Origin of the sequence: Pseudoxanthomonas sp. PXM04 (genome assembly GCF_014851695.1) — a bacterium.
GTDB classification, from domain to species: domain Bacteria; phylum Pseudomonadota; class Gammaproteobacteria; order Xanthomonadales; family Xanthomonadaceae; genus Pseudoxanthomonas_A; species Pseudoxanthomonas_A beigongshangi.
In genome coordinates this window covers 44009-67646 of the sequence record NZ_JACVAG010000007.1, presented here as the reverse complement: position 1 = coordinate 67646, position 23638 = coordinate 44009, and the positions used below count along the sequence as shown (strand labels likewise).

The following is a 23638-nucleotide window of genomic DNA, read 5'->3' as shown; positions in this document are numbered from 1 at the left end:
CTTCCCCTGCGAGCGGGGGAAGGTGCCGAAGGCGGATGGGGGCGAGCACCGAAGGTGCTTCGCAACAGCCAACCGCAAAAAAGGGCGCCTTGCGGCGCCCTTTTTCCTTGCCCGCATGCGGCAGACTCAGTTGCCGATGCTGATCGTCAGCGCGACCCGGTTGTCGTAGATGTCGCCATCGGCCTTCAGCACGTCGGCATCGGAGCCGAAGGTCGTGTAGTAACCGAGGGTCGCGGTGGCCGGACCGAAGGTCTTGTTGAGGGTCAGCGCACCGTCGAAGTAATCGGTGACGCCATAGTTGAAGCGCTCGCCCTCGATCCATTCCTCGCCGTTGTCGATCGAGGTGTAGCCGACCGAGGCACCGACCGAGAAACCGCTTTCGCCGAACTCGTAGGCGGCGGCCAGATTGGCATAGCTCTCCTTGGCCTTCGGGGTCAGATCGCCGTAGTCCGGCGCGTAGGCGAGCATGCCGGAGATTTCCACCGGGCCGGCCCAGGTGAGCTTGGCGATGTACTCGTTGTAGTCGCCGCTCGGCACGCCGGAGCTTGCGCCGTGATACGTGTAGCGGACCGCGCTGACGTCCAGGTTCCAGCTGTCGTTGAAGTCGTAGCTGTAGCCGACGAAGGCATCGAGTTCGAAGTTCGGGCCACGCAGCCCGGCTTCCGGATCCGGATCGCCGAAGTCGACGTTGGAGCCCCACACGCCCACGTACAGGCCGAACGGCGCGGTGTAGGTCAGGCCCGGCTGAAAGGCGGGACCTTCGTCGGTCTGGGAAACGCCACGGAAGACGTAGTCGGTGGTAACCGCGACCGACCAGGTGACGGGGGATTCGGACTCGGCCTCGGCTTCCGCCGCGGCCTCCTGCGCAAACGAAACGAACGGAACCGCCGCCAACAGGGCGACGGCAAGGGCGGTACACAATTTGACTGGCTTCATCCGGGCTCTCTCCAGGTTGGTATCGGCGTTGATCGCGCAGGCCGGTCCCACTCCGACCTTGGACACGTGCCTGAAGCACGTGTTTACGGTTTTTTAACCGTCTGCCGGATATTGCGATGCAACAATCGCCGCCGTCAAGTGCCCGAAGCCGCCATTCCGCCCCCAGCTCCGTCCACGTTCGCGGGGAACCAGCCGAACCGCGCCGGCACCAGATGCAGGCGCTGCCCGGCCGCGTAACCAGCCTCGTGGGCCGGCAGTTCCACCTCCACCTCCCGGCCCGAGCCGGCCAGTTCCGCCCGCAGGCGCAGGCGCGGTCCGTTGCGCTGGCCGGACAGTACCGTCGCCGGCCAGCCGCGGCCGGCCGGATCCACGCGCAGGTCCTCCGGCCGCACGAACAGTTCCGCCGCACCTTCGCCGCCTGCGCGTCCGCCCGGCGACAGGGTTCCGCCCTCCGCGCGCAGCTCGCCCTGGTGCCAGTGCGCGGGCAAGCGATTGACCGCGCCGACAAAGGAATAGATGAAGGGCGAGGCCGGCGCGTCGTAGACCTCGGCCGGGGTGCCGACCTGTTCCAGCTTGCCGCCGTTGAGGATCGCCACCCGATCGGCCAGCTCCAGCGCTTCCTCCTGATCGTGGGTGACGAACAGCGTGGTCAGGCCGGTGCGATCGTGCAGTTCACGCAGCCAGCGGCGCAGATCGCGGCGTACCTGGGCATCAAGCGCGCCGAAAGGCTCGTCCAGCAGCAGCACGCGTGGTTCGATCGCCAGCGCGCGCGCCAGCGCCACCCGCTGCCGCTGGCCACCGGACAGTTGCGCGGGATAGCGCCCGCCCAGCCCTTCCAACTGCACCAGCGCCAGCAGTTCCTCGACGCGCGCACGGATGCGCGTCTCGGGCCAGCGCTGCGCACCGCGCCGGACCCGCAGGCCGAAGGCGATGTTGTCGGCCACGTCGAGATGGCGAAACAGCGCATAGTGCTGGAAGACGAAACCGGCCCGGCGTGCCTGCACGCTCAGCCCGGCCGCATCCTCGCCGTCCAGCAGCACGCGGCCGCGATCGGCGTGTTCCAGTCCGGCGATGATCCGCAGCAGCGTGGTCTTGCCGGATCCGGAGGGCCCCAGCAGCGCCAGCAGTTCGCCCTGCCGCACCTCCAGCCGGATGTCCTGCAGCGCCGCGTAATCGCCGAATTGCTTGCCCACGTGTTCGATGGTGATGCCCATGCTTCTACCTCAGTGCCGATGATTGGCGGCCAGCGCCTCGCCGTGGCGCCATTCCAGGTACGACTTCAGCGCCAGCGTCACCAGCGCGGACAGCGCCAGCAGTGACGCGGCGGCGAACGCGGCGCTGTAGGCGTATTCGTTGTAGAGGATTTCCACGTGCAGCGGCAGCGTGTTGGTCCGCCCGCGGATATGCCCGGATACCACCGACACCGCGCCGAACTCGCCCATCGCGCGCGCACTGCACAGCAGCACGCCATACAGCAACGCCCAACGGATGTTGGGCAGGGTCACCCGCCAGAATGCCTGCCAGCCGCTGGCGCCGAGGCTGAGCGCGGCCAGCTCCTCGTCGATGCCCTGCTGCTCCATCAGCGGCATCAGTTCGCGGGCGATGAAGGGAAAGGTCACGAAGATCGTCGCCAGCACGATGCCCGGCAGCGCGAAGATGATCTTCGGCAACTGCAGCGTCACCTCGCCCACCAGCGGCAGCGAGAAACGCCAGCCCTCGTCGATCAGCGGCCAGGCCCAGCCCTGCGCACCGAAGATCAGCACGAAGATCAGGCCCGCCACCACCGGCGAGACCGCGAACGGCAGATCGATCAATGTCACCAGCCAGCGCTTGCCGGGGAACTCGTGCTTGCTGACCGCCCAAGCCGCGGCGACGCCGAACACCAGGTTCAGCGGTACCACGATGGCGGTGACCAGCAGGGTCAACCGGATCGCCGCCAGCGCATCGGGTTCGCGGATCGCGGTGAGAAACGCCGCCCATCCGCCGCGCAACGCTTCCACGAACACCAGCAGCAGCGGCAGCAGCAGGAACGCCAGCAGGAAACCCAGCGCGCCGGCGATCAGCAGCAGCTGCGCCCAGCGCGGCTCGGTGGTTGCCGATCGCCTGCGGTGCGCCCTGGCTTCGGAAGAAACCTCGGCAAGGGAATCATGCGGCAGCGGGATCACGGCGGATATGGCCTCGCTCATCCCTGGCTCCGCGCGGTGCGCGCCAGCCGCGATTGCAGGCTGTTGATCGCCAGCAGCAGGACGAACGACAGCAACAGCATCGCCGCGGCGATCGCGGTCGCGCCGGCGTAATCGAATTCCTCCAGCTTGATGGTGATCAACAGTGGCGCGATCTCGGATACACCGGGCAGGTTGCCGGCGATGAAGATCACCGAACCGTACTCGCCGACCCCGCGCGCGAACGCCAGCGCGAATCCGGCCAGTACCGCCGGCCACAGGCCCGGCAACATGACGCGGCGGATGGTCTGCCAGCGGTTCGCGCCCAGGGTCGCGGCGGCCTCCTCCAGTTCGCGCTCGGTTTCGGCCAGCACCGGCTGCACCACCCGCACCACGAACGGCAGGCCGATGAACACCAGCGCCACGGTGATGCCCAGCGGGGTATAGGCCACTTTCACTCCCGCCGCTTCCAGCCAGCGCCCCAGCCAACCGGTCGGTCCGTACAGCGCGGTGAGCGCGATGCCGGCCACCGCGGTCGGCAGCGCGAACGGCAGATCGATCATCGCGTCGAACAGGCGCTTGCCGGGGAACCGGTAGCGCACGAATACCCATGCCACCCAGGTACCCATCACCGCGTTGAATGCCGCCGCCGCCAGTGCGGTTCCAAAGCTCACCCACAGCGCCGACAGCACGCGCGGCTCGGTCCAGATCCGCCAAAGGCCCTCCAGGCCCAGGCCGCTCGCCTTGACGAACACGCCCACCAACGGAATCAGCACGATCAGGCCCAGCCAAGCCAGCGTGTAGCCAAGGCTGAGGCCGAAGCCGGGGATGATCCGGCGACGGCGTACCGGATTCGCCCGCGCATCAATCACGGCGGCCATTCACGGCCTCCGACAGGAATACGCCAAGGCCGCATGCTCACTTCGCCTGGATCTGATCGAACACCCCGCCATCGGCGAAGTGCGTGGCCTGGGCCTTGGCCCACGAACCGAACACCTTGTCGATGGTCACCAGTTCCAGCTTCGGAAACCGTGCCACGTCGGCGGGCGCCGCGTACTGCGGATAGCGCGGCCGGTAGTAGTGCTTGGCCGCCAATCGCTGTCCGGTCGGCGAGTACAGGAACTGCAGATAGGCCTGCGCGGCCTCGCGGGTACCGTGCTTGTCGACGTTCCTGTCGACCAGCGCCACCGGCGGCTCGGCCAGGATCGACAGCGACGGCACCACGATGTCGAACTTGTCAGGCCCCAGCTCCTCGATCGACAGGAACGCCTCGTTCTCCCACGCCAGCAGCACGTCGCCGATGCCGCGCTGGACAAAGGTGGTGGTGGCGCCGCGTGCGCCGGTGTCCAGCACCGGCACGTTGCGGAACAGCGCGCGCACGAAGTTGCGGGTCTTGGCTTCGTCGCCCTTGAAGATCTTCAGGCCATAGGCCCAGGCGGCGAGGTAGTTCCAGCGCGCGCCGCCGGACGTCTTCGGGTTCGGCGTGATCACCGAGGTACCCGGCTTCACCAGATCCACCCAGTCCTTGATTTTCTTCGGATTGCCCCTGCGCACCAGGAACACGATGGTGGACGTGTACGGCGCGCTGTTCTCCGGCAAACGTGATTGCCAGTTGGCCGGAAACAGGCGCGCACGCTGGGCGATGGAATCCACGTCGTAGGCCAGCGCCAGCGTCACCACGTCGGCTTCCAGCCCGTCGATGACCGCGCGCGCCTGCTTGCCGGAGCCGCCGTGCGAGGTCTCGATTTCGACCTTCTGGCCTTTCTTCTGCTGCCACTCCCTGGCAAAGGCGGCATTGAACTCGCGATAGAACTCGCGGGTGGGATCGTAGGAAACGTTCAGCAGTTTCACGTCGCGCGCGCCGGCCGCTGCGGCCACGGTCAGGCCGAAGGCGATCAGCAGGATGCGCAGGTGGCGTCGCAGGGAATGGTGGCTCATGGGGATCTCCGGAATCAGAAAGCGGCCTGCAGGCGCGAGAAGATCGCCTTCTCGTCCTCGCGATCGGTGGCGTCGGCGGCACCGCCCTTGAAGGTTGTGTCCAGGTAGTTGAAGACAAGCTTGAGATTGCTGGTGAGATACCAGTTAAGGCCGAGCGTCCAGTTGCGGGCCTGGCGTGCGGATGTGGCCGCATCGGCGAACAGCGGGAACGCATCGTCATCGATGTCCAGCGCACCGTAGCGGGCAACCAGTTCGAACGCGCCCCAACCCTCCTCGCCCGGACGGAACGGGCGCGACGGCTTCACCACGCCCCGGTAGCCGGCATCCTCGCCGGTCAACACCCACTGCGCGGTGGCCTGCCAAGCGGTGTTTTCCAGCTTGTCGCGGCGTCCGGCATTCACCCCGCTGGCTATCACGACTTCCTGGCGCGACTGGATGTATTCGCCCAGAAGACCGAACCGGCCCAGGTAGTAGTACGCCTGCGGCGACCACCGGAAATGCTCGCCGTCCGCGTTCACCGCCGAGCGATAGGTGAAGAACTGCGCCTGCCCCGCCGTGCGATAACGCGGCAGGAAGTTGTTGCCGGTGCCGCGCTTGTCGCCGATGCTCGCGCCCAGTCCGAACCCCAGCCCGGACAGCGCATTGGCATCGTTGCGGAACGGCTCGAAGAACACCCGGCCCGCGTACTCGAACTCGTTGTCTGGATTGCTGGTGACCGCGTCGCGGCCATCGACTGTCCCGTTGAACACGCCCAGCGCATAGTTGAAGCGGCCATCGGCGACTTCGCCCTGGAGCTGTACGCCAATGTCGCGGTTGGGCGCCAGTTCGCTGGGGAGCGAACGTTCCACCGCCGACAGCGCAGAAGACGATTGCAGCCGTTCCAGACCCACCGGCGAGGTGAACTTGCCGATCCGCAGGGTGTAGGCGGGATCGAAGCGCAGATCCACGTAGGCATCGACGATGCTCGCGTTGTCGCCCGCGAATTCCGGGGTCAGGCGGAAGCCGACCAGCTTGCCCAGCGAGCCTTCGATCGTCGGTCGCGCGGTGCGCAGGAGGAAGGTGTCGTTCTGCGCCGGCGCATGATCGTCGAGGAAGAACCGGCCATCGCCCTGGATCAGCCCGCGCAGGCGGATCTCGTAATCGCCGCCGGCCGACTTGAACGAGGCGCCCTTGTCGTTGACCGCGATGACCGGCGCCTCTTTCGCCTTGGCCACCTGTTCTTCCTGCTGCAGTTCCAGGCGCCGTTCCAGCACCCGCAGGCGCTGGTCCAGATCCACGAGGCCCACCTCGCCCCCCTCGCCAGCCTCCGTGGCGACGGTGCCACCGAGGCGGCGCTCCAGCGCCTCCAGCCGCTGCTGCAGTTCCTCGACCGTGGGCTTGTGCTGCTGCGCGGCCACCGGCAACGCCAGCGAACACAGCAGCACGGCGGCCAGCCGCGTGATCCGCTGTTTCGCCCGCACCGCCTGCCCGTGTCCACGCATCGCAAGGTTTCCCGTCTGTGGCCTTTCGGCCGGAACCGTTGATGCTGCGGATGCACATCGCCGCCGGGAAATGACTTGAGGGGTGTTCCTTATGCCGCATCGGCATGACACCGGCAGGGACACGGCGGAGGCCGTTAAAATGGCGACTTTCCTCCGTCCCCTGAGCCGTCCATGTCCGAATCGCTGACCGCCCGTTACGCCGCCGAGCTGGAGAACCTGCAGGCGCAGGGCCTGTTCAAGTCCGAGCGCATCATCACCAGCCCGCAATCGGCCGAGATCACCCTGGCCGACGGACGCACGGTGCTGAATTTCTGCGCCAACAACTACCTCGGGCTGGCCGACCACCCCGATGTCATCGCCGCCGCCAAGCAGGCCCTGGACAGCCACGGCTTCGGCATGGCCTCGGTGCGCTTCATCTGCGGCACCCAGGACCTGCACAAGCAACTGGAAAAGACCATCGCGGACTTCTTCGGCACCGAGGACACCATCCTGTACGCGGCCTGCTTCGATGCCAACGGCGGCCTGTTCGAACCGCTGCTGGACGAGAACGACGCGATCATCTCCGACGCGCTCAACCATGCCTCGATCATCGACGGCGTGCGCCTGTGCAAGGCCAAGCGCTTCCGCTACGCCAACTGCGACATGGCCGATCTGGAGGCGCAGTTGCAGGCAGCCGACGCCGCCGGCTGCCGGACGAAGCTGATCACCACCGACGGCGTGTTCTCGATGGACGGCTTCATCGCCCCACTCGACGAGATCACCGCCCTGGCGAAGAAGTACAACGCACTGGTGCACATCGACGAATGCCACGCCACCGGTTTCCTCGGCGCCACTGGCCGCGGTTCGGCCGAGGTGAAGGGCGTCCTGGACCGCATCGACATCTTCACCGGCACCCTTGGCAAGGCGATGGGTGGTGCGCTGGGCGGATTCACCACCGCGAAGAAGGAAGTGATCGAGCTGCTGCGCCAGCGCTCACGCCCCTACCTGTTCTCCAATTCGCTGCCGCCGCACGTGGTCGCGGCCGGCATCAAGGCCTTCGAGATGCTGTCCTCGGCCGGTGACCTGCGAGAGCAGTTGCAGGAAAACACCCGCTACTTCCGCGAGCGCATGGATACCGCCGGTTTCGACATCAAGCCCGGCGTGCATCCGATCTGCCCGGTGATGTTGTACGACGCGCCGCTGGCGCAGCGCTTTGCCGCGCGCCTGCTGGAAGAAGGCATCTACGCCATCGGCTTCTTCTTCCCGGTGGTCGGCAAGGGCCAGGCCCGCATCCGCACCCAGATGAGCGCCGCGCATACCCGCGAGCACCTGGATCGCGCGATCGACGCGTTCACCCGAATCGGGCGGGAGCTTGGGGTGTTGAAGGGCTGAGGCGGCCACCGCCAAAAGCAGCGGAGCAAGCTCCGCTCCACGCGTTCCCGTAGAGCCGAGCTCGCTCGGCTGGGGCCTTCCTTCAAAAAGCAGCGGAGCGAGCTCCGCTCTACGCGTTCGTAGAGCCGAGCTTGCTCGGCTGGAGCCTTCCTTCAAAAAGCAGCGGAGCGAGCTCCGCTCTACGCGTTCGTAGAGCCGAGCTTGCTCGGCTGGGGCCTTCCCTCAAAAAGCAGCGGAGCAAGCTCCGCTCCACGCGTTCGTAGAGCCGGGCTTGCTCGGCTGGGGCCTTCCTTCAAAAGCAGCGGAGCAGGCTCCGCTCTACGCGTTCGTAGAGCCGAGTTTGCTCGGCTGGGGCCTTCCCTCAAAAAGCGGCGGAGCGAGCTCCGCTCTACGGGAGGGCACCGACTTCGTCCATAGTCAGGGGACGCCAGGTCCCCTTCGCCAGTGCGCCAAGCGCCAAGGGGCCGATCGCTACCCGGATCAGCCGCAGTACCTGGATGTCGAAGGCTTCCAGCAGGCGTCGTATCTGCCGGTTGCGGCCTTCATCCAGTTGGATTTCCAACCACGCGTTCTTTTCCCCGGCACGCAGCAGCACCGCCGACTTCGCCCGCAGGATTTCATCGCCCGCGACGACGCCGTTGCGCAGGTTCTCCAGCAGTGCGTCGTCAGGAATGCGATTGATCTGGACGTGGTAGGTCTTGTCGGGTCCGCGCGCGGGATCGGTGATGGCGGCGGCCCACTGGGGATCGTTGGAGAACAACAGCAGGCCTTCGCTGGCCTTGTCCAGCCGCCCGACGGGAGCGATCCACGGTAGCCCGGCGCCATCGAAGCAACGGTAGACGGTATCGCGTCCCTGCTCGTCGCGGGCGGTGGTCAGCAGCCCCCGCGGCTTGTTGAGCATCAGGTAGAAACGCTCGCCGGCGCCGACGGACACGCCATCGACGCTGAGGCGGTGTCTGTCCTGGAGGATCGGGAATTCGGGATCCCGGACAACCCGACCGTCAACGGCGACGCGACCGGCCAGGACCCAGCGGGCGGCTTCAGTACGGGAACAGACCCCGAGCTTGGAAAGGACGCGCGCCAACCCATGGCGCGGCGGCACGGCGCGATCGCCGACAACTGGCCCGTTCGATGCGTTACGTGGACGCGCGCGGGCGCCATGGTCATGCCGGGCCATGGCCGCCGCTGCGCAGGTCGGGATTACTTCTTGGCTTCGGGCGCGGGTGCGGCCGGTGCCGCCGGCGCGGGGGCTGCGGTGCCGGCGCCCTTGGCCACGCGCACGCCGCGTGCCTTCATCCAGGCGTCGAATTCCTCGGCGGTCATCCGCTTGCCGTTCTGGTTCATGTCGAAGCGCCACGGCGTGTTGTCGTACTGGGTCTTCGGCTTGTAGCCCGAAGGATCGTTCGCATTGGCCGCCGCGGGCAGTGCGGGCATCGCCTTGGCCACGTTCTGGCAACCTTCGATGCGCAGACGCATCAGGACCCGATCCACCGACAGCGCCTCGTCCAACGCCTGCGTCAGCACGCCGCTGGGCGCACCCAGCTGGGATACCGTGGGCGTGAACTCGGACGCCACCGGTTCCAGCACCGTGGCACGAACCGGCAACGGGGGCTGGACCAGGCTGCCACTGCAGTTCTGGGCGGCGTTCGCGGCGGGGATGGCGACAAGGCCGGTCAGCCCGGCAAGGAGAAGATGGCGCATGCGGATACCCCGGCAATCGAACGAATCCGCAGTGTAAGAAGCGTCGTTCGCGATATCAAGAAAAGCCTCACCTGTTTCCGCCAAGTGGTTGACGCTTCTGTGCCTGTGCGCACGGACGAGGCGGCGGAACAGCGCACTGGCGGGCCCTGTCGGCGATACAAAAACAAAGCCCGGCACGAGGCCGGGCTTTGCGTGTTGCGGGAAGCGACGTCCGATTAGTTCTGGACGTTCAGTTCCGTACGACGGTTGCGCGCACGGCCTTCCTTGGTGTCGTTGGTGTCGATCGGACGGCTCTCGCCGTAACCGTTCGGGCCAATCAGACGCGAAGCGTCAACACCATTGCTGGTCAGGTACTCGTACACGGCCTTGGCGCGACGCTCCGACAGACCCTGGTTGTAGGCGTCGGTACCGACGGCGTCAGTGTGGCCGGCGACTTCGACCTTCAGGTCGGGGTAGCGCTTCAGGATTTCGACGGCTTCGCCCAGGATGGCGACCGCGTCAGGACGCAGCACCGACTTGTCGAAGTCGAAGTTCACGCCCTTCAGGTCGATCGAAACCGGGACCGGGCAGCCGTCCGGACCGATGGTCTGGCCAGCCTGCGAACCGGGGCACTTGTCGTCGCAGTTGTTGACGCCGTCGCCGTCGTCATCCAGATCCGCACAGCTCGGAGCCGGCGCCGGAGCCGGCGGGGCCGGCGGAGCGGCTTCCGGACCCAGCGGGATGATGATGCCGACCGAAGCCAGCAGATCGGCGAAGTCGTCGCCGTCATCGATCGAACCGTCGTACGACGGGCCGATGGCCTGGTCGTCGAAGTCGATGCGGTAGGCGAGTTCGGTGCGGACGCCGACGCGGCCCAGCTTGGCCTGGATACCACCACCCAGCTTGGCGGCGAAGTTGTTGTCCTTGCGCTCACCCGGCGAGTTCGCGTTCGGGAACGCGTCGAACTCTTCTTCCGAACGCTGCAGGCCAAGGCCGGCCAGCAGGTACGGATGCCAGTTGCGGTCCGACAGCCAGAAGTGGCGGCGCAGGTCCAGCGAGATGCCGTACTGGCTCCAGTTCATGTTGACGTTCTTTTCGAACTGGGTGTTCTGGTAGTTGATTTCACCATCCAGCGACCAGTTCGGGCTGATGAACTTGCCCAGACCGATGGCACCGAACGGGGCGTCGTCGGTGTTGCGGTCGTTGTCCTGGACGTTGATGCCGGCGGAACCGGTCAGGTACCAACGGTCGTCGAACTCCTGGGCGGAAGCAGCCTGCGCCAGGCTCAGACCGCTCAGCAGCGCGGCACAAAGCAGTTTCTTGTTCATTTGCAGCTCCTTGTCTAAATCAGCAGTTGTAGAAAAACCGACGTACTTAAAACTCGCGTTTTTTCCAGCTTTCTTATGGTTGTGCGGACGGCCGTCACGCTCGCCATCCTGAACAGATTATGCGGGAGGAAGTGAAGACAGCGTTAACGGTACCATAACAAGTCCACCCGGCCAAGGAAATTGTCTCGTCCGTGCCGGCAATTCATGCGGCCCGGCACAGCGCCATCAGGTCGTCCATGGCCAGCGCATCCAGGCGCTCCGGGGTCCTCGCCAACGCCATCAGGTGGTCGACCTGGTCCTCCGGCAGGCACCTCCTCAGTGCCGCCTCGCATTTGGCCATCAGCAGCGGCATGCCCTCCTGCCGCCGACGCCGGTGGCCGACAGGGTAATCGATCGCGATCCGCTCCGTCCGGCTTCCGTCGCTGAAAAACACCTGCAACGCGTTGCCGATGAAACGCTTGCCGGGATCCAGATAGTCGCGGGTGAAATCCGGATTCTCATTGACAATCATCAGCTTGCGCAGCCAATCGATGCGCGGATCGGCGGCACGGACGTCACCGTAGTCCCCTGCTTCCAGTTGCCCGAAGATCAACGGCACCGCCACCATGTATTGCAGGCAGTGGTCCCGATCGGCGTAGTTGGCCAGGGGGCCGGTCTTGTCGATGATGCGCTGGCCCGCCTGCTGGGTCTCGATGACCACGCGCTCCACCTGGTCCAGGCGGGGCGCCACCTGCGGATGCAGGCGCAGGGCGCATTCGACCGCGGTCTGCGCATGGAACTCGGTGGGATGGCTGATCTTGAAGAGGATGTTTTCCATCACGTAACTGCCGAAGGGTCGCTCGAAGCGAAACGGCTGGCCGCCGAAGGCCACGTCGTAGAAGCCCCAGACCGGGGCGCTGAGGGCGCTGGGGTAGCCGGTTTCGCCCTTCACTGCGTTCAAGGCGTGGATTACCGCACGGCGGCAGGCGTCGCCCGCCGCCCAGCTCTTGCGAGGACCGGTGTTGGGCGCGTGTCGATAGGTGCGCAAGGCGCCGTTGTCGATCCAACTATTGGAAATCGCATTGATGATCTGCCCGCGGGTGCCGCCGAGCATGTGGGTCGCCACCGCGGTGGAGGCCAGCCTGACCAGGATGACGTGATCCAGGCCGACCCGGTTGAAGGCATTGAGCAGCGCATAGCCGCCCTGGATCTCGTGGGCCTTGATGGCATGGCCCAACAGGTCGCGTACCGTCATCGGCGCGCGGCCTTCACGGCGCGCCTGCCGGCTCAGATAGTCCCCCAGCGCCAAGAGGGTGCCCAGGTTGTCGGACGGATGCCCCCATTCGGCGGCCAGCCAGGTGTCGTTGAAGTCCAGCCAGCGGATCTGGGTGCCGATGGCGAACGCCGCCTGGACGGGATCCAGTTCATGGGCCGTTCCCGGTATCCGGACGCCGCCGGCCATCTCCGCGCCCGGCACCACCGGTCCCAGGTGGCGGGCGCACTCGGGAAACTCCGTCGCCAGCATCGCGCAGGCCAGCGAATCCAGCAGCGCCCAGCGCGCGGTGTCGTAGGCCTCGGCCGAGTCGATGCGATGGTCGACGACATAGTCGGCCACCTGGACCATCGGCGGATCGGGATCCGGGCGGCGCGCCGAACGCAGATCATCCTGGCTCATGGGGCCTCCTTGGATTGAGGGCATCGCCATCTTGCCAGAACCCGATCCCGCGCCGGCTTCGCAGGGCGTTCCGGCGCCGCAACACATCGGTGTGCCGCCGTCTATTGGCGTGGGCCCGGAGCAGGCCCATGCTGCACGGCATGGACACTCCCGCCGCGCTTCCCGCCGTCTTCCTTTCCCACGGTTCGCCGATGCTGGCGGTCGAGGACTCGCCCACCGGCCGGTTCCTGGATCGGCTCGGCGAACTGCTGCCGCGTCCCCGCGCCATCGTGGTGGCGTCGGCGCACTTCATGGCGGCGGTTCCGACCGTCACCGCCACCGGCGCGCCCCGCACCATCCACGACTTCGGCGGCTTTCCCGCGCCGCTGTACGAAATCCGCTATCCGGCGCAGGGCTCGCCGTCGCTGGCCGGCACGGTCTTCGAACTGCTGCGCGAGGCCGGCATCGGCGCGCGCCAGGACGATCAGCACGGCATCGATCACGGCGTCTGGGTGCCGCTGCGGCGCATGTATCCGCAGGCGGACATACCGGTCGTGGCGCTGTCGGTGAATCCGGACGGCGACGCCGAGGAGCACTATCGGGTCGGCCGTGCGCTCGCGCCTCTGCGCGCCGATGGCGTGCTGGTGGTCGGCTCCGGCGGTTTCTCGCACAACCTGCGCGCGCTGGACTGGCGCAACCCCGGAGCCGCCGAGTTCCCGTGGGTCGCCGCGTTCACCGACGCGCTGCGCGCGAAACTGGAGGCGGGTGACACCGCCGGCGCGCTGGACTGGCGCGCGCTGCCCGAAGCATTGCGCAACCATCCGACCCAGGAACACCTGTATCCGCTTTACGTCGCCCTTGGCGCGGGTGGCGACGGCGCGCACGGCCGGCTGCTGCATCGCGACGTGGAGATGGCGGGCCTGGCGCTGGACGCCTTCGCCTTCGACACCTGGACCTGAGGCGGCGCCGACCGGCGCGCCCGAACCGGACGTTCAGCCGACCAGCGAGGGAAGTCCCTGCTCCCAGGGCGGGTTCTCGCCGAATCGTGCGGCCAGCAGGTCGATGAACGCGCGCACCCGCGGCGGCACCAGCCGCCGCTGCGGCATCACCGCACTGATCGCGGTGGTGGCCGGCGGGTACATCGGCAACACGACTTCCAGCCGGCCGGCGCGCAGGTCGTCGGCGACATGCCACAGGGAATGCACGGCAATGCCCTCGCCCGCGACCGCCGCGTCGCGCAGCAGTTCGCCGAAGTTGCTTTCGTAGCGTCCGTTCACCCGCACCGCGACCTCCTTGCCCTGCGGATCCTGCAACCGCCATACATCCTGCCGACCCTGGCTGCCGACCAGCAGCAGACATTCGTGCTGCGCCAGTTGTTCCGGATGCAACGGACGCCCGCGCCGCCGCAGATAGTCCGGCGAGGCGCACAGCAGCCGTCGGTTGGGCGCGATGCGGCGTGCGACCAGCCCCGAGTCCTCGAGCGCGCCGATGCGAATCGCCAGATCGAAGCCCTCGCTGACCAGATCGACCACCTGATCGCTCAGGTGCACGGCCATCCGCAGTTTCGGATGCTCGGCCAGGAACGCGGGCAGCAGCGGCGAGACGTACTGCCGTCCGAAGGTCGCCGACAGGGTCACCCGCAGGGTGCCGGCCACCTCGGTGGCGGCTTCGCGCAGGCCGGCGCCCAGCGACTCCAGATCCTCCACCAGCGCCCGGCCCTGCTGGGCCAGCACCGCGCCTTCCGGGGTGGGGTGCAGGCGACGGGTGGTCCGGTGTAGCAGGCGCACGCCCAGTTCGCGCTCCAGCCGCTTCAGCCGCTGGCTGGCAACCGCCACCGACAGGTCCAGGCTGTGCGCCGCCGCGGTGATGGACCCCAGGTCCAGCACGCGCAGGAACAGGGTCAGGTCGCCGACACGGTCCATGATTATCAAATATTCATTGATAGTGATTCGACATATTCGCGCTTTTTCGCAATCTGTGGAAGGTCCAGAGTGCGCACCTTCTCCACCCGGACCCTTCCCCGTGACCGCTGCCGCCCCCCGCTCCCGCATGCCGATCGCGCTGTACGCCCTGACCGCCGGGGCATTCGGCATCGGCACCACCGAATTCGTCATCATGGGCCTGCTGATGCAGGTCGCCACCGATCTGCATGTCTCCATCGCCGCCGCCGGGCTGCTGATCTCCGGCTACGCGCTGGGCGTGTTCGCCGGGGCGCCGCTGCTGACCGCAGCCACCAGCCGGATGCCGCGCAAGGCGGTGCTGGTGGCGCTGATGATCATCTTCACGCTCGGCAACCTGGCCTGCGCGATCGCGCCGGACTACACCACGCTGATGATCGCGCGGGTGATCACTTCGTTGGCGCATGGCACCTTCTTCGGCGTCGGCGCGGTGGTCGCCACCGGGTTGGTGGCCGAGGACCGCAAGGCGTCGGCGATCTCGATCATGTTCACCGGCCTGACCGTGGCGACGCTGCTCGGCGTGCCCGCCGGCGCCTGGCTGGGTTTGCAGTTCGGCTGGCGCGCGACATTCTGGGCGGTGACCGCAATCGGCGTGATCGCCACCATCGTGATCGCCACGCTGGTGCCCTCCGATCGCGGCGACACCGCGCCGATCGCCTTCCGCGAGGAACTGAAGTCGATCGCGCAGCCGCAGGTGCTGCTGGGCCTGCTGATGACGGTGCTGGGCTTCGGCGGCATGTTCACCGTGTACACCTATATCCAGCCGCTGCTCACCCAGATCACCGGCTTCGCCGACGCGGCGGTGTCGCCCATCCTGCTGGTGTTCGGCGTCGGCATGATTGTCGGCAACCTGCTGGGCGGCCGCTTCGCCGATCGGCGCCTGCAACCGGCGCTGCTCGGCACGCTGATCGCGCTGGCGCTGGTGATGGGGCTGATGAGTTTCGCGCTGCACAGCCGCTGGGCGATGGTGCTGTTCACCGGCCTGCTCGGCGCCGCCGCGTTCGCCACGGTCTCGCCGCTGCAGCTGTGGGTGCTGCAGAAGGCTGGCGCCGCGCAGAGCCTGGCCTCCAGCCTCAACATCGGTGCCTTCAATCTGGGCAATGCGATGGGCGCCTGGCTGGGCGGCCTGGTCATCGCCCACGGCGCCGGCCTGTCCGCGCTGACCTGGGTTGGCGCGCTGGTGCCGCTGTCGGCCTTCGTGGTGGCGCTGTGGAGCATCGCGCTGGAGCGCCGCCAGCTTCGCGACGCCGCCACTCCGGCCGCACTGCGCGCCGGCGAGTGCGCCTGACGCACCTCCTACCTTTCCCCTCCCCTTCTCCCTTCTAGGACATTCCATGGAAACCCGTTTTCTCGGCCGTTCCGGCCTCAAAGTCTCCGCGCTCGGCTTCGGTGCCGGCACCTTCGGCGGCAAGGGCCCGCTGTTCAGCGCCTGGGGCAACACCGATGTCGCCGAAGCACGCCGGATGATCGATCTGTCCATCGAAGCCGGCATCAATTTCTTCGACACCGCCGATGTCTATTCCGACGGCGCGTCCGAATCCATCCTCGGCGAAGCGCTGCGCGGCCGCCGCGACCAGGTGATCCTGTCCAGCAAGACCGGGCTGCGGCTGGGCGACGGCGCCAACGACGCCGGCACCTCGCGGCTGCGCCTGCTCAAGGCGGTGGACGCTTCGCTGAAGCGGTTGGATACCGACTACCTGGATCTGCTGCAACTGCATGCCTTCGATGCGATGACGCCGATCGAGGAGACCCTCTCCACCCTCGATGACCTAGTCCGTGCTGGCAAGGTGCGTTATCTCGGCGTCTCCAACTTCTCCGGCTGGCAACTGATGAAATCGCTGGGCATCGCCGAGCGCCACGGTTGGAGCCGCTACGTCGCCAACCAGGCCTACTACTCGCTGATCGGCCGCGACTACGAATGGGAACTGATGCCGCTGGGCCTCGACCAGGGTGTCGGCGCGGTGGTCTGGAGTCCGCTGGGCTGGGGCCGGCTGACCGGCAAGATCCGCCGCGGCCAGCCGCTGCCGGAAACCAGCCGCCTGCACGACACCGCCGCGATCGGTCCGGCGGTGGATCCCGAACGCCTGTACCGCATCGTCGACGTCCTCGATGAAATCGCCGCCGAGACCGGCAAGGCGGTCCCGCAGATCGCCATCAATTGGCTGCTGCAGCGTCCCACCGTGTCGACCGTATTGATCGGCGCACGCAACGAAGAGCAGCTGAAGCAGAACCTCGGCGCGGTCGGCTGGCAGCTCACGCCGGATCAGATCGCCCGCCTTGACGCCGTGAGCGCGACCGAAACGCCGTATCCGTACTATCCCTACTGGCGCGGGCAGTTCGCCGAGCGCAGCCCGCTTCCCGTCTGAATCACTCGCCCGAATCCTCGTCGCAACCGGAGTCCCCCATGAAAGCCGTCGGCCTTACCCGCTACCTGCCCATCGACGATCCGCAATCCCTGCAGGACATCGAACTGCCCAAGCCAGAACCCACCGGCCACGACATCCTGGTGCGGGTGGAAGCGATCTCGGTCAACCCGGTCGATACCAAGGTGCGCGCGCCCAAGCCGCAGCAGGAAGATCCGCCGCGCGTGCTCGGCTACGACGCGGCCGGCGTGGTCGAAGCGGTTGGCGACCAGGTGACCCTGTTCGCGCCCGGCGACGAGGTCTACTACGCCGGCGACATCACCCGTGCCGGAAGCAACGCGCAGTTCCAACTGGTCGACGAGCGCATCGTCGGCCGCAAGCCGGCGACGCTGGACTTCGCCGAGGCCGCGGCGCTGCCGCTGACCACCATCACCGCCTGGGAGCTGCTGTTCCACCGCATGCCCTATTCGATCGACAACGAATGCAACCGCCGCAGCCTGCTGGTCATCGCCGGCGCCGGTGGCGTAGGGTCGATGGCGATCCAACTGGCGCGCCGCGCCGGCTTCACCGTCATCGCCACCGCCTCGCGTCCGGAAACGATCGAATGGTGCCGTTCGCTGGGCGCGCAGCACGTCATCGATCATCGACAGGATCTGGCGCCGCAACTGGCGGCGATCGGGTTTTCACAGGTTGACGCGGTGCTGAACCTGGCCGACACCGACCGCTACTGGACCGCGATTGGCGAAATCATTGCTCCGCTCGGCCATGTCGGCTTGATCGTCGAACCCAGGGGCGAGCTGCGCATCGGCGATCCCTACAAGGCCAAGTCGGTCGGCATCCACTGGGAAATGATGTTCGCGCGCCCGCGCTTCCAGACACCCGATCTGATCGAACAGCACCGGCTGCTCAGCCGCGCCGCCAGCCTGATCGATGCGGGTGAACTGCGCAGCAACCATCGCGAGACATTGGGGCCGATCAACGCCGCCAACCTGCGCGAGGCGCATCGCCGGCTGGAGTCCGGCACCTCCATCGGCAAGCTGGTGCTGGCGGGCTGGGAGTGACGGCATGAGCGCAGGCGCCTGGTGGCTGTTCTGCACGCTGTCACTGATCACCGCCTTCACGCCGGGACCGGCGGTGCTGCTGGCGGTTTCCAATGCCGCCACGCTGGGCGCGCGGCGGGCGCTGATCGGTTCGCTCGGCAATGCGACCGGCGTGTTCGTCGTCGCGGTCACCGCGTTGCTGGGGCTGGGAGCGTTGTTGCAGGCGTCCTCGACCGCGTTCACCGTGCTCAAGATCGCCGGTGCGATGTATCTGGTCTATCTGGGCATCCGCCAATGGCGCAGCCCGCCGCCGTTCGCGGCAGACGCTTCGCTATCGCCGGCCAATGGCGATGCATGGCGGTTGTTCGGCCGGGGCGTGCTGGTGGCGGCGACCAATCCAAAAAGCATCCTGTTCTTCACCGCGCTGCTGCCGCAGTTCATGCAGCCGCAGGCTTCGCCCTGGCGGCAGGGCCTGCTGCTGACCGTCACCTTCGCCGCCTGCACGGTGCTGTCGCACCTGTGCTACGTCGCCGCCGCGCGCCACCTGCGCCGCTGGCTGGGCGGCGCCCGTGGGCGCTGGTGGCAGCGTCTCAGCGGCACGTTGTTCATCGGGCTGGGACTGGGCCTGCTGCGACTGCGCAGGCAGGCCACCTGACGCCGCGTGGACTCAGGCCGCGGCCGCGTCCTGCCCGCGATCGCGCTTGAGCACCGCCACCGGTTCGGCCCAACTGCTGCCGGCGCGCCGCTTGCTGGTCGCCAGCACCAGGTCCGAGGGTTCGAACACGTTGACGTTGTGGGTGATCGGCGTGGTCAGGATGTACTGGGCGTCGGTCGAGCGCAGGAAGCGGCCGACCTTTTCGATGTTGGCCACGTCCAGGTGCGCGAACGGTTCGTCGATGAAGACGAATCCGCCCGGTTGTTCCTCGTCGCGCAGCAGCGCCACCAGCAACAGCAGCGACTTCATCACCTGCTGGCCGCCGGACGCCTCGCCGTCGTCCAGGCCGATCCAGCCCTTGCGATCGAAATCGAAGCGCACGGTCAGGCCCGCCTGCGCCAGCGCGGTGTCCTCGTTGACCAGTTCCGGCATCTCCACGTCGACGCCGATGCCGGACAGCTCGCCCAGCGCGACCAGGTTCTTGCGGTAGCGGCGGACGGTGGCACGCAGCACGTTGATGTAGGCGCCCCGCGCTTCCTCGGTCAACTTGCGCGCGCGGTGCAGGTGCGCCTCGCGTTTGCCGATGGCGGCTTCCAGCCCGGCGTGGTCGGCGGCGAACTTGTCGCGCAGCGCGACGCAGCCGTCGTCCTCCACGTAGGCGCCGCGCGCCAGCCGCTCGTCGATGCGCTCGACTTCGCGACGCACCGCGTTGGCGCTTTCGTATTCGTCGCGTGCGGCCCGCAACGCGGCCACGCCGCGCCACTCCACCGGCATCTGCGCGCGGCGGCGGCGGAAGTCGACGATCCGCTGCACCAGCGCCATCCGCTCCTGCGCGATCTGGTGTTCGCGCTCGCGCAGTTCATTCTGCAGCGCCTTCAGTTCGCCCGCCCGGCTGGCGGCGGCGATGCTCTCGGCCTTGTCCTCGGCGGCCAGGCGATCGAGCTCGGTGCGCACTTCCATCAATGCGGTGGCCGCCTGCTGCGCGGCCTCGGCCAGTTCCGGCAGGCGTTCGGCCGCATCGGCGAACTCGGCCGCGCGCGTCACCAGTTCGTTGCCCGCGCCCAGTCCGAGCAGGCGCGCCTGGCTGGCGTCGACCTGCTGGCCCAACCCGCTCAGTTCTTCCTCGCGCGCATGCGCGCGCTGCTGGAGGGCCGTCAGTTCCGCGCGCAGTTCGGCCAGTTGCGCCTGGCGGGCACCCGCACCGAAGTGATGCGCGTTGCCGCCGATATGACGACCGCCACGCTGTTCGCGCAGATAGCCCTTGGCGGTAATCCAGTCCTGGCCCTTGGGCAGGCGATGGCCGGCCTGCACGTCCTCCACCCGCTGGATCCGATCCAGCTGGCGCGGCAGCCACGCCGGCGGGTCGTCGAGGAAGCGCACCACTTCCAGCAGCGAACCGCGGGTCGGCTTGTCGGCCGGCGCGCGATCGGCGACCAGGAAGTGGCGGTACTGCATCTGCTCGCCCAGTTGCCACGCCGCGGCGGCGTCCTTCGGCGAATCCAGCACCAGCAGATGGCGGTAGGGCGCGAGCACCGCTTCCACCGCCGTCGCCCATTCCGGCTCTGCAATCTCGACCAGTTCGGTCAGCACCTTGTGGCCGATGCCCTTGGCGTCGAGCGCGGCACGGAAGTCGCGTTCGAACGGCTCGGTGACCCGACCGCCGCCGCTGAGCGCGGCGACCTGGGCGGTTATCTCGGCGGCGCGCTGGCGATCGCGCTGGCCTTCCAGTTTCAGCTCGGCCTGGCGCCGGCGGCCCTCCTCGACTTCCCGGCTCAGCGCCTTGACATCGGCGCCCTTGCGTCCACCCTGCAGGCGATCCAGATCGTCGCGTCGCTTGACCAGCATCTCCGCATCGCGCGCATGGTCGCGGGCATGGGTGAACACCGCTTCGGCCTCAGCCTGGCGCGCGCGCACCTCGGCCAGCGCCTGCTGCAAGGTGGTGCGCTGCGCCTGCGCGCCGGCTTCCTGCGCCAGCAACGCGGCGTGCGCATGCCCGCGTTCGCGCAGCGCGCGGCGCAGGCCGGTGAGGCGCGGCCGCGCGCCTTCGATGGTGGCACGCAGATCCGCCAGTTCCACCTTCGGCACGATCTCGGTATGCAGGCGGTTGCGCTGCGACCGCAGCGACAGGCCGTCTTCGAACGAGCGCACATCGGCGCGCGAGGACTCCAGCCGCAGATGGAGTTCCGCCAGGCCCTGCTGGAGCTGGCCGATTTCCTTCTCCACGTCGAATTGTTCGCTGCGCGCGCGCTGGTAGTCGTCCAGCACCGCCTTGTCCTCGAACACGTCGAACACCAGTTGCAGCAATTCGCGCGGCGAAAGCTGGCAGAGTTTGTCGGTGGCGCCCTGCTCCAGGGTCAGCACGCGGCAGATCGCGCGGCTCAGGCCCGCGCCGGCCAGGCGCACCCGGTAGTCGCGCACGCCCAGCCATTCGCCACCCTGCTCCAGCGTCTCGATCGGCACGTCGCCGGGCACGATCTGGTAGTCGCGGGACCAGTCGCCGCCGCGCTTGCGCACCCGGCAGGCAATCGTGACCTGTTCGTCCATGTACGGGAAGAACGCGCGCTTGCCGCGCCGATCGGCGGGATTGCTGACTACCGCGCGCAGCCAGGCATAGGGCTTGCCGTTGTGGCGCAGGTAGGTCTTGTAGTCGCGCGCCATGTCGCGATCATCGATGGCCAGCAGCGTGCGCAGCGCATCCAGCAGGGTGGTCTTGCCGGAGCCGTTGGGACCGACCACGGTGATGATCGAAGCATCCAGCGGCAGCGTGTAGCGCTGCCAGTAATCCCAGTGGACGACTTCCAGCTGACGGAACTCAAACATCGGCCTGCACCTCTTCGTCCAGCGCGCTCTCGTCGAGTGCGTCCTCGCCGGGCACGTCATCGCCCGGCACATTCCCGAACGCATCCACGCCCGCTTCCTCGCCGCGTTCGCGGGCGGCGGCCTGCGACTGCCGCGCTTCCTCGATGACCTGCGACAGCGCGCCGTCCATCACCCGGCTGGCGATGCGCTCGTAGTCGAACGCCAGGTCCAGCAGCGGGCCCTCGTGGATGCGCTCGCGGCGGCGGACGATGAAACCCTGGCGCTGCAGCGCGCCCAGGTTCATCTGCAATCGCCCCTTGCCGCCCAGCTTGTCGCTGAAGTCGGCCAGCAGGGTGCGTTCGTTGATCGGCTCAATCACTTCCGCGCCCACCGGCACCGGCTTGAGTTCGGCGAACATCTGCTCCTGTTCCTGCGCGCGCTCGCCTTCCTGGCGCGCGATCTGGCGCTGGCGCTTGGGCAGCACCAGCAGCGCCCACAGGACCACCAGCAACGCCAGTGCGTCGCGGCCCAGCGACAGGTTGCTGGCCGCCCACGCCTCGGCGTTGCCGAATACCTCGTTCTCCTGCGCGCATGCCACGCCCACCGCCACATGCGCGGCATAGGGATGTTCGAGCAGGCGCAGGCCGGCGGCGGCGAGGCGGCGATCGAGATCGTCGCGCAGCTCGGCGTCGACCAGGACCTGGCGCATGGCGCGGTCCTCGCGCGGCAGCCAGCGCTCGGCCAGCAGCCGCGCGATCAGGGATGCGATGGGGTCACTCATGCGGTCTGGGTCTTCCGTTTCTTCGGTTTGTCTTGCTTGTCTTGCTTGTCTTGTTTGTCTGGCTTGCGCGTGGCGACGGGCATGGCAGGTGTCGGCGCGGATTGCGGCAGCAACTGGCCGCGGCTCATATAGGCGACGCCGGCGCGCTGGACCTCTTCGAACACCGGTTCGACCCGCCACTGCATCGGCAACTGCGCCAGCGACGCGCCCACACCCTGCCGGTTCTCGGCGCCGGCATCGCCGATCAACCCGAGCAGCGACAGCCGGTACGCGCTGAGCGCAAAGCTTTCCTGCGGCACCCAGTCGGCCAGCGGGGCCTCCTGGTCGAGGCCGGCGAGCTGATCCAGCCATTGTTCGGCATGGGCGTAGTCGTTCTGCGCGACCGGGGCCTGGGTATCGCTGGGCGCCTGCTGCGCCGGCGGCAGCGCGGTGCTTTCCTGGCCTTCGCGTTCGCGCTCGACCAGTTCGTACTCGGCCACGTCCAGGGCGATCGGCCCGAGCACGAAGGCCGGCATCGGCGTGCGCACCAGCACGTCGTCGGCCAGTGCGGCCAGCGCGTCGATGTCGCGGGCGCGCAGGAAGCGGTTGACGTCGGAAGAGGACAGTCCGCTCGCGCCCAGGTGCACGCGGTGGCGGTCGAGCTGGTTCAGCGCGCGCTGGAACACCGACGCCTGGCGCAGCAACGCGCTCTGCGCGCGGCCGATCTGCTGGGCCACCCGATGGGTCGCGGTATCCAGATCGCCGTCGGCGGCGATGTCGCGGATCAGTTCGGTGCCCTTCTCCACCCATTGCCAGACCGACTGCAACGTATCGGCGGCACGCTGGATGCGGTGTTCCGAACCGCTCAGCACGGCCTGGTCGAAGTCCTCGCGCAGTTCGTTGAGCCGCGACAGCAGGTGCTGCAGATCGTCGGCGCCGACCCGGCCCACCGCCTGGCCCGCGGCCAGCTGCGCGGTGACGTAGGCCAGTTCGTCGCCTTCGCGGTTGAACTGCAGCAGCATGCCGATCGCCGCCAGCGCCTGGCGCCCGACCGGACTGATGCGGTAGCGCTGGCTGTGCGCTTCCCATAGCAGCAGGCCGTTCTCGCGCAGGCGTCCCAGCACGGTGTCGAACTTGACCGGATCCAGATACGCGAACTGTTCGCGCAGTTCCTGCGGACTCCAGTCCGGCGCCTGCCCGCGCTCGCCGATCGTGCGCAAGACCAGCAGGCGCACCATGACGTTCTCCTCGCCCCCGTGGAACAGGGTCGAGAAGGCCCGCAACTGATCACGGGCGGCAAGCAGGGGGTGGAGGTCCGGCAGATCCGCGGCGGCGATGCCGTCGCGCAGGTAGTCGTGCAGGGGAGGTGATGCGGCGTCCATGACGTCCCGAAAGCCTTGGTCCCCTATGGTCCCCGAGCCGGCCGGACGGGACAACTCTTGCCAAGCGGGCGCGTTCTGTGCCGTGCTTGGGCTTGTCCCGGAGGTGGCGCCAGCACTTGCGCCGGCGCGCTGCCCGGGGCATCGTGTCGCAT

20 protein-coding genes are annotated in these 23638 nt (G+C 67.7%); 6 read left to right on the top strand and 14 right to left on the bottom strand.

All coding sequences use genetic code 11. The features are described from left to right. Positions 1-126: 126 nt before the first annotated feature. The 6 genes from IB228_RS16700 to IB228_RS16675 form a co-directional block, all read right to left on the bottom strand. Positions 127-936, bottom strand: coding sequence for a TorF family putative porin (locus IB228_RS16700; RefSeq protein WP_183638566.1), 810 nt, complete (start codon positions 934-936; stop codon positions 127-129). Positions 937-1070: 134 nt separating this feature from the next. Further along, positions 1071-2150, bottom strand: a complete 1080-nt coding sequence (locus tag IB228_RS16695) for a sulfate/molybdate ABC transporter ATP-binding protein (RefSeq protein WP_183638569.1) — start codon at positions 2148-2150, stop codon at positions 1071-1073. A 9-nt stretch (positions 2151-2159) separates the two neighbouring features. After that, the gene (cysW, locus tag IB228_RS16690; protein WP_183638572.1) at positions 2160-3122 is read right to left on the bottom strand and encodes a sulfate ABC transporter permease subunit CysW; all 963 of its coding nucleotides are present in this window, start codon (positions 3120-3122) and stop codon (positions 2160-2162) included. Further along, on the bottom strand, positions 3119-3979 hold the full coding sequence (gene cysT / locus IB228_RS16685) for a sulfate ABC transporter permease subunit CysT (protein WP_192199262.1): 861 nt from the start codon (positions 3977-3979) through the stop codon (positions 3119-3121). The genes cysW and cysT overlap by 4 nt, the downstream gene beginning before the upstream one ends. Positions 3980-4016: 37 nt before the next feature. Further along, complete coding sequence (locus tag IB228_RS16680; RefSeq protein WP_192199261.1) at positions 4017-5036, bottom strand: sulfate ABC transporter substrate-binding protein; 1020 nt, start codon at positions 5034-5036, stop codon at positions 4017-4019. A 14-nt stretch (positions 5037-5050) separates the two neighbouring features. Next, positions 5051-6517: a porin gene (locus IB228_RS16675; RefSeq protein WP_192199260.1), complete on the bottom strand. Its 1467-nt coding sequence runs from the start codon at positions 6515-6517 to the stop codon at positions 5051-5053. Between the two features lie 171 nt (positions 6518-6688). Between IB228_RS16675 and kbl the strand changes: the two genes are divergently transcribed. Further along, positions 6689-7888 carry a glycine C-acetyltransferase gene (gene kbl, locus IB228_RS16670; RefSeq protein ID WP_192199259.1) on the top strand — a complete coding sequence of 400 codons (1200 nt, stop codon included), beginning with the start codon at positions 6689-6691 and terminating at the stop codon, positions 7886-7888. 388 nt (positions 7889-8276) lie between these two features. On the opposite strand, the gene IB228_RS16665 is transcribed toward kbl, so the two are convergent. From IB228_RS16665 to IB228_RS16650, 4 genes are all read right to left on the bottom strand, one after another. Then, positions 8277-9065: a pseudouridine synthase gene (locus IB228_RS16665; protein WP_192199258.1), complete on the bottom strand. Its 789-nt coding sequence runs from the start codon at positions 9063-9065 to the stop codon at positions 8277-8279. Positions 9066-9088: 23 nt separating this feature from the next. Beyond that, complete coding sequence (locus IB228_RS16660) at positions 9089-9589, bottom strand: hypothetical protein (RefSeq protein ID WP_183638590.1); 501 nt, start codon at positions 9587-9589, stop codon at positions 9089-9091. A gap of 215 nt (positions 9590-9804) precedes the next feature. Then, positions 9805-10896: an OmpA family protein gene (locus IB228_RS16655; RefSeq protein ID WP_183638593.1), complete on the bottom strand. Its 1092-nt coding sequence runs from the start codon at positions 10894-10896 to the stop codon at positions 9805-9807. Positions 10897-11098: 202 nt separating this feature from the next. Beyond that, positions 11099-12550: a bifunctional 2-methylcitrate dehydratase/aconitate hydratase gene (locus tag IB228_RS16650; protein WP_192199257.1), complete on the bottom strand. Its 1452-nt coding sequence runs from the start codon at positions 12548-12550 to the stop codon at positions 11099-11101. Positions 12551-12678: 128 nt separating this feature from the next. On the opposite strand from IB228_RS16650, the gene IB228_RS16645 reads away from it, so the two are divergent. Then, entirely contained in the window at positions 12679-13488 is an 810-nt protein-coding gene (locus tag IB228_RS16645; protein ID WP_225562509.1) for a class III extradiol ring-cleavage dioxygenase, read from the top strand. Between the two features lie 33 nt (positions 13489-13521). Here the strand turns inward: IB228_RS16645 and IB228_RS16640 are convergent, their stop codons facing one another. After that, positions 13522-14451 (bottom strand): LysR family transcriptional regulator, encoded by a 930-nt coding sequence (locus IB228_RS16640; protein ID WP_192199256.1) that lies wholly within the window; start codon positions 14449-14451, stop codon positions 13522-13524. Between the two features lie 127 nt (positions 14452-14578). Between IB228_RS16640 and IB228_RS16635 the strand changes: the two genes are divergently transcribed. The 4 genes from IB228_RS16635 to IB228_RS16620 are packed head-to-tail and all read left to right on the top strand — an operon-like array spanning position 14579 to position 18545. Further along, the gene (locus tag IB228_RS16635; RefSeq protein WP_192199438.1) at positions 14579-15775 is read left to right on the top strand and encodes an MFS transporter; all 1197 of its coding nucleotides are present in this window, start codon (positions 14579-14581) and stop codon (positions 15773-15775) included. A gap of 46 nt (positions 15776-15821) precedes the next feature. Further along, on the top strand, positions 15822-16853 hold the full coding sequence (locus IB228_RS16630) for an aldo/keto reductase (RefSeq protein WP_183638602.1): 1032 nt from the start codon (positions 15822-15824) through the stop codon (positions 16851-16853). Positions 16854-16891: 38 nt separating this feature from the next. After that, on the top strand, positions 16892-17911 hold the full coding sequence (locus IB228_RS16625) for a zinc-binding alcohol dehydrogenase family protein (RefSeq protein WP_192199255.1): 1020 nt from the start codon (positions 16892-16894) through the stop codon (positions 17909-17911). 4 nt (positions 17912-17915) lie between these two features. Then, complete coding sequence (locus IB228_RS16620) at positions 17916-18545, top strand: LysE family translocator (RefSeq protein ID WP_192199254.1); 630 nt, start codon at positions 17916-17918, stop codon at positions 18543-18545. Between the two features lie 12 nt (positions 18546-18557). On the opposite strand, the gene IB228_RS16615 is transcribed toward IB228_RS16620, so the two are convergent. From IB228_RS16615 to IB228_RS16605, 3 genes are read right to left on the bottom strand one after another with little or no spacing between them, the layout of a single operon-like run. After that, a complete protein-coding gene (locus IB228_RS16615) occupies positions 18558-21365 on the bottom strand; it encodes an AAA family ATPase (protein ID WP_192199253.1) in 2808 nt (935 codons plus the stop codon). Continuing rightward, positions 21358-22125, bottom strand: coding sequence for a hypothetical protein (locus IB228_RS16610; RefSeq protein ID WP_192199252.1), 768 nt, complete (start codon positions 22123-22125; stop codon positions 21358-21360). Before IB228_RS16610 ends, IB228_RS16615 begins: the two co-directional genes overlap by 8 nt. Then, the gene (locus IB228_RS16605) at positions 22122-23486 is read right to left on the bottom strand and encodes a hypothetical protein (RefSeq protein ID WP_192199251.1); all 1365 of its coding nucleotides are present in this window, start codon (positions 23484-23486) and stop codon (positions 22122-22124) included. The genes IB228_RS16610 and IB228_RS16605 overlap by 4 nt, the downstream gene beginning before the upstream one ends. Positions 23487-23638 lie beyond the last annotated feature (152 nt).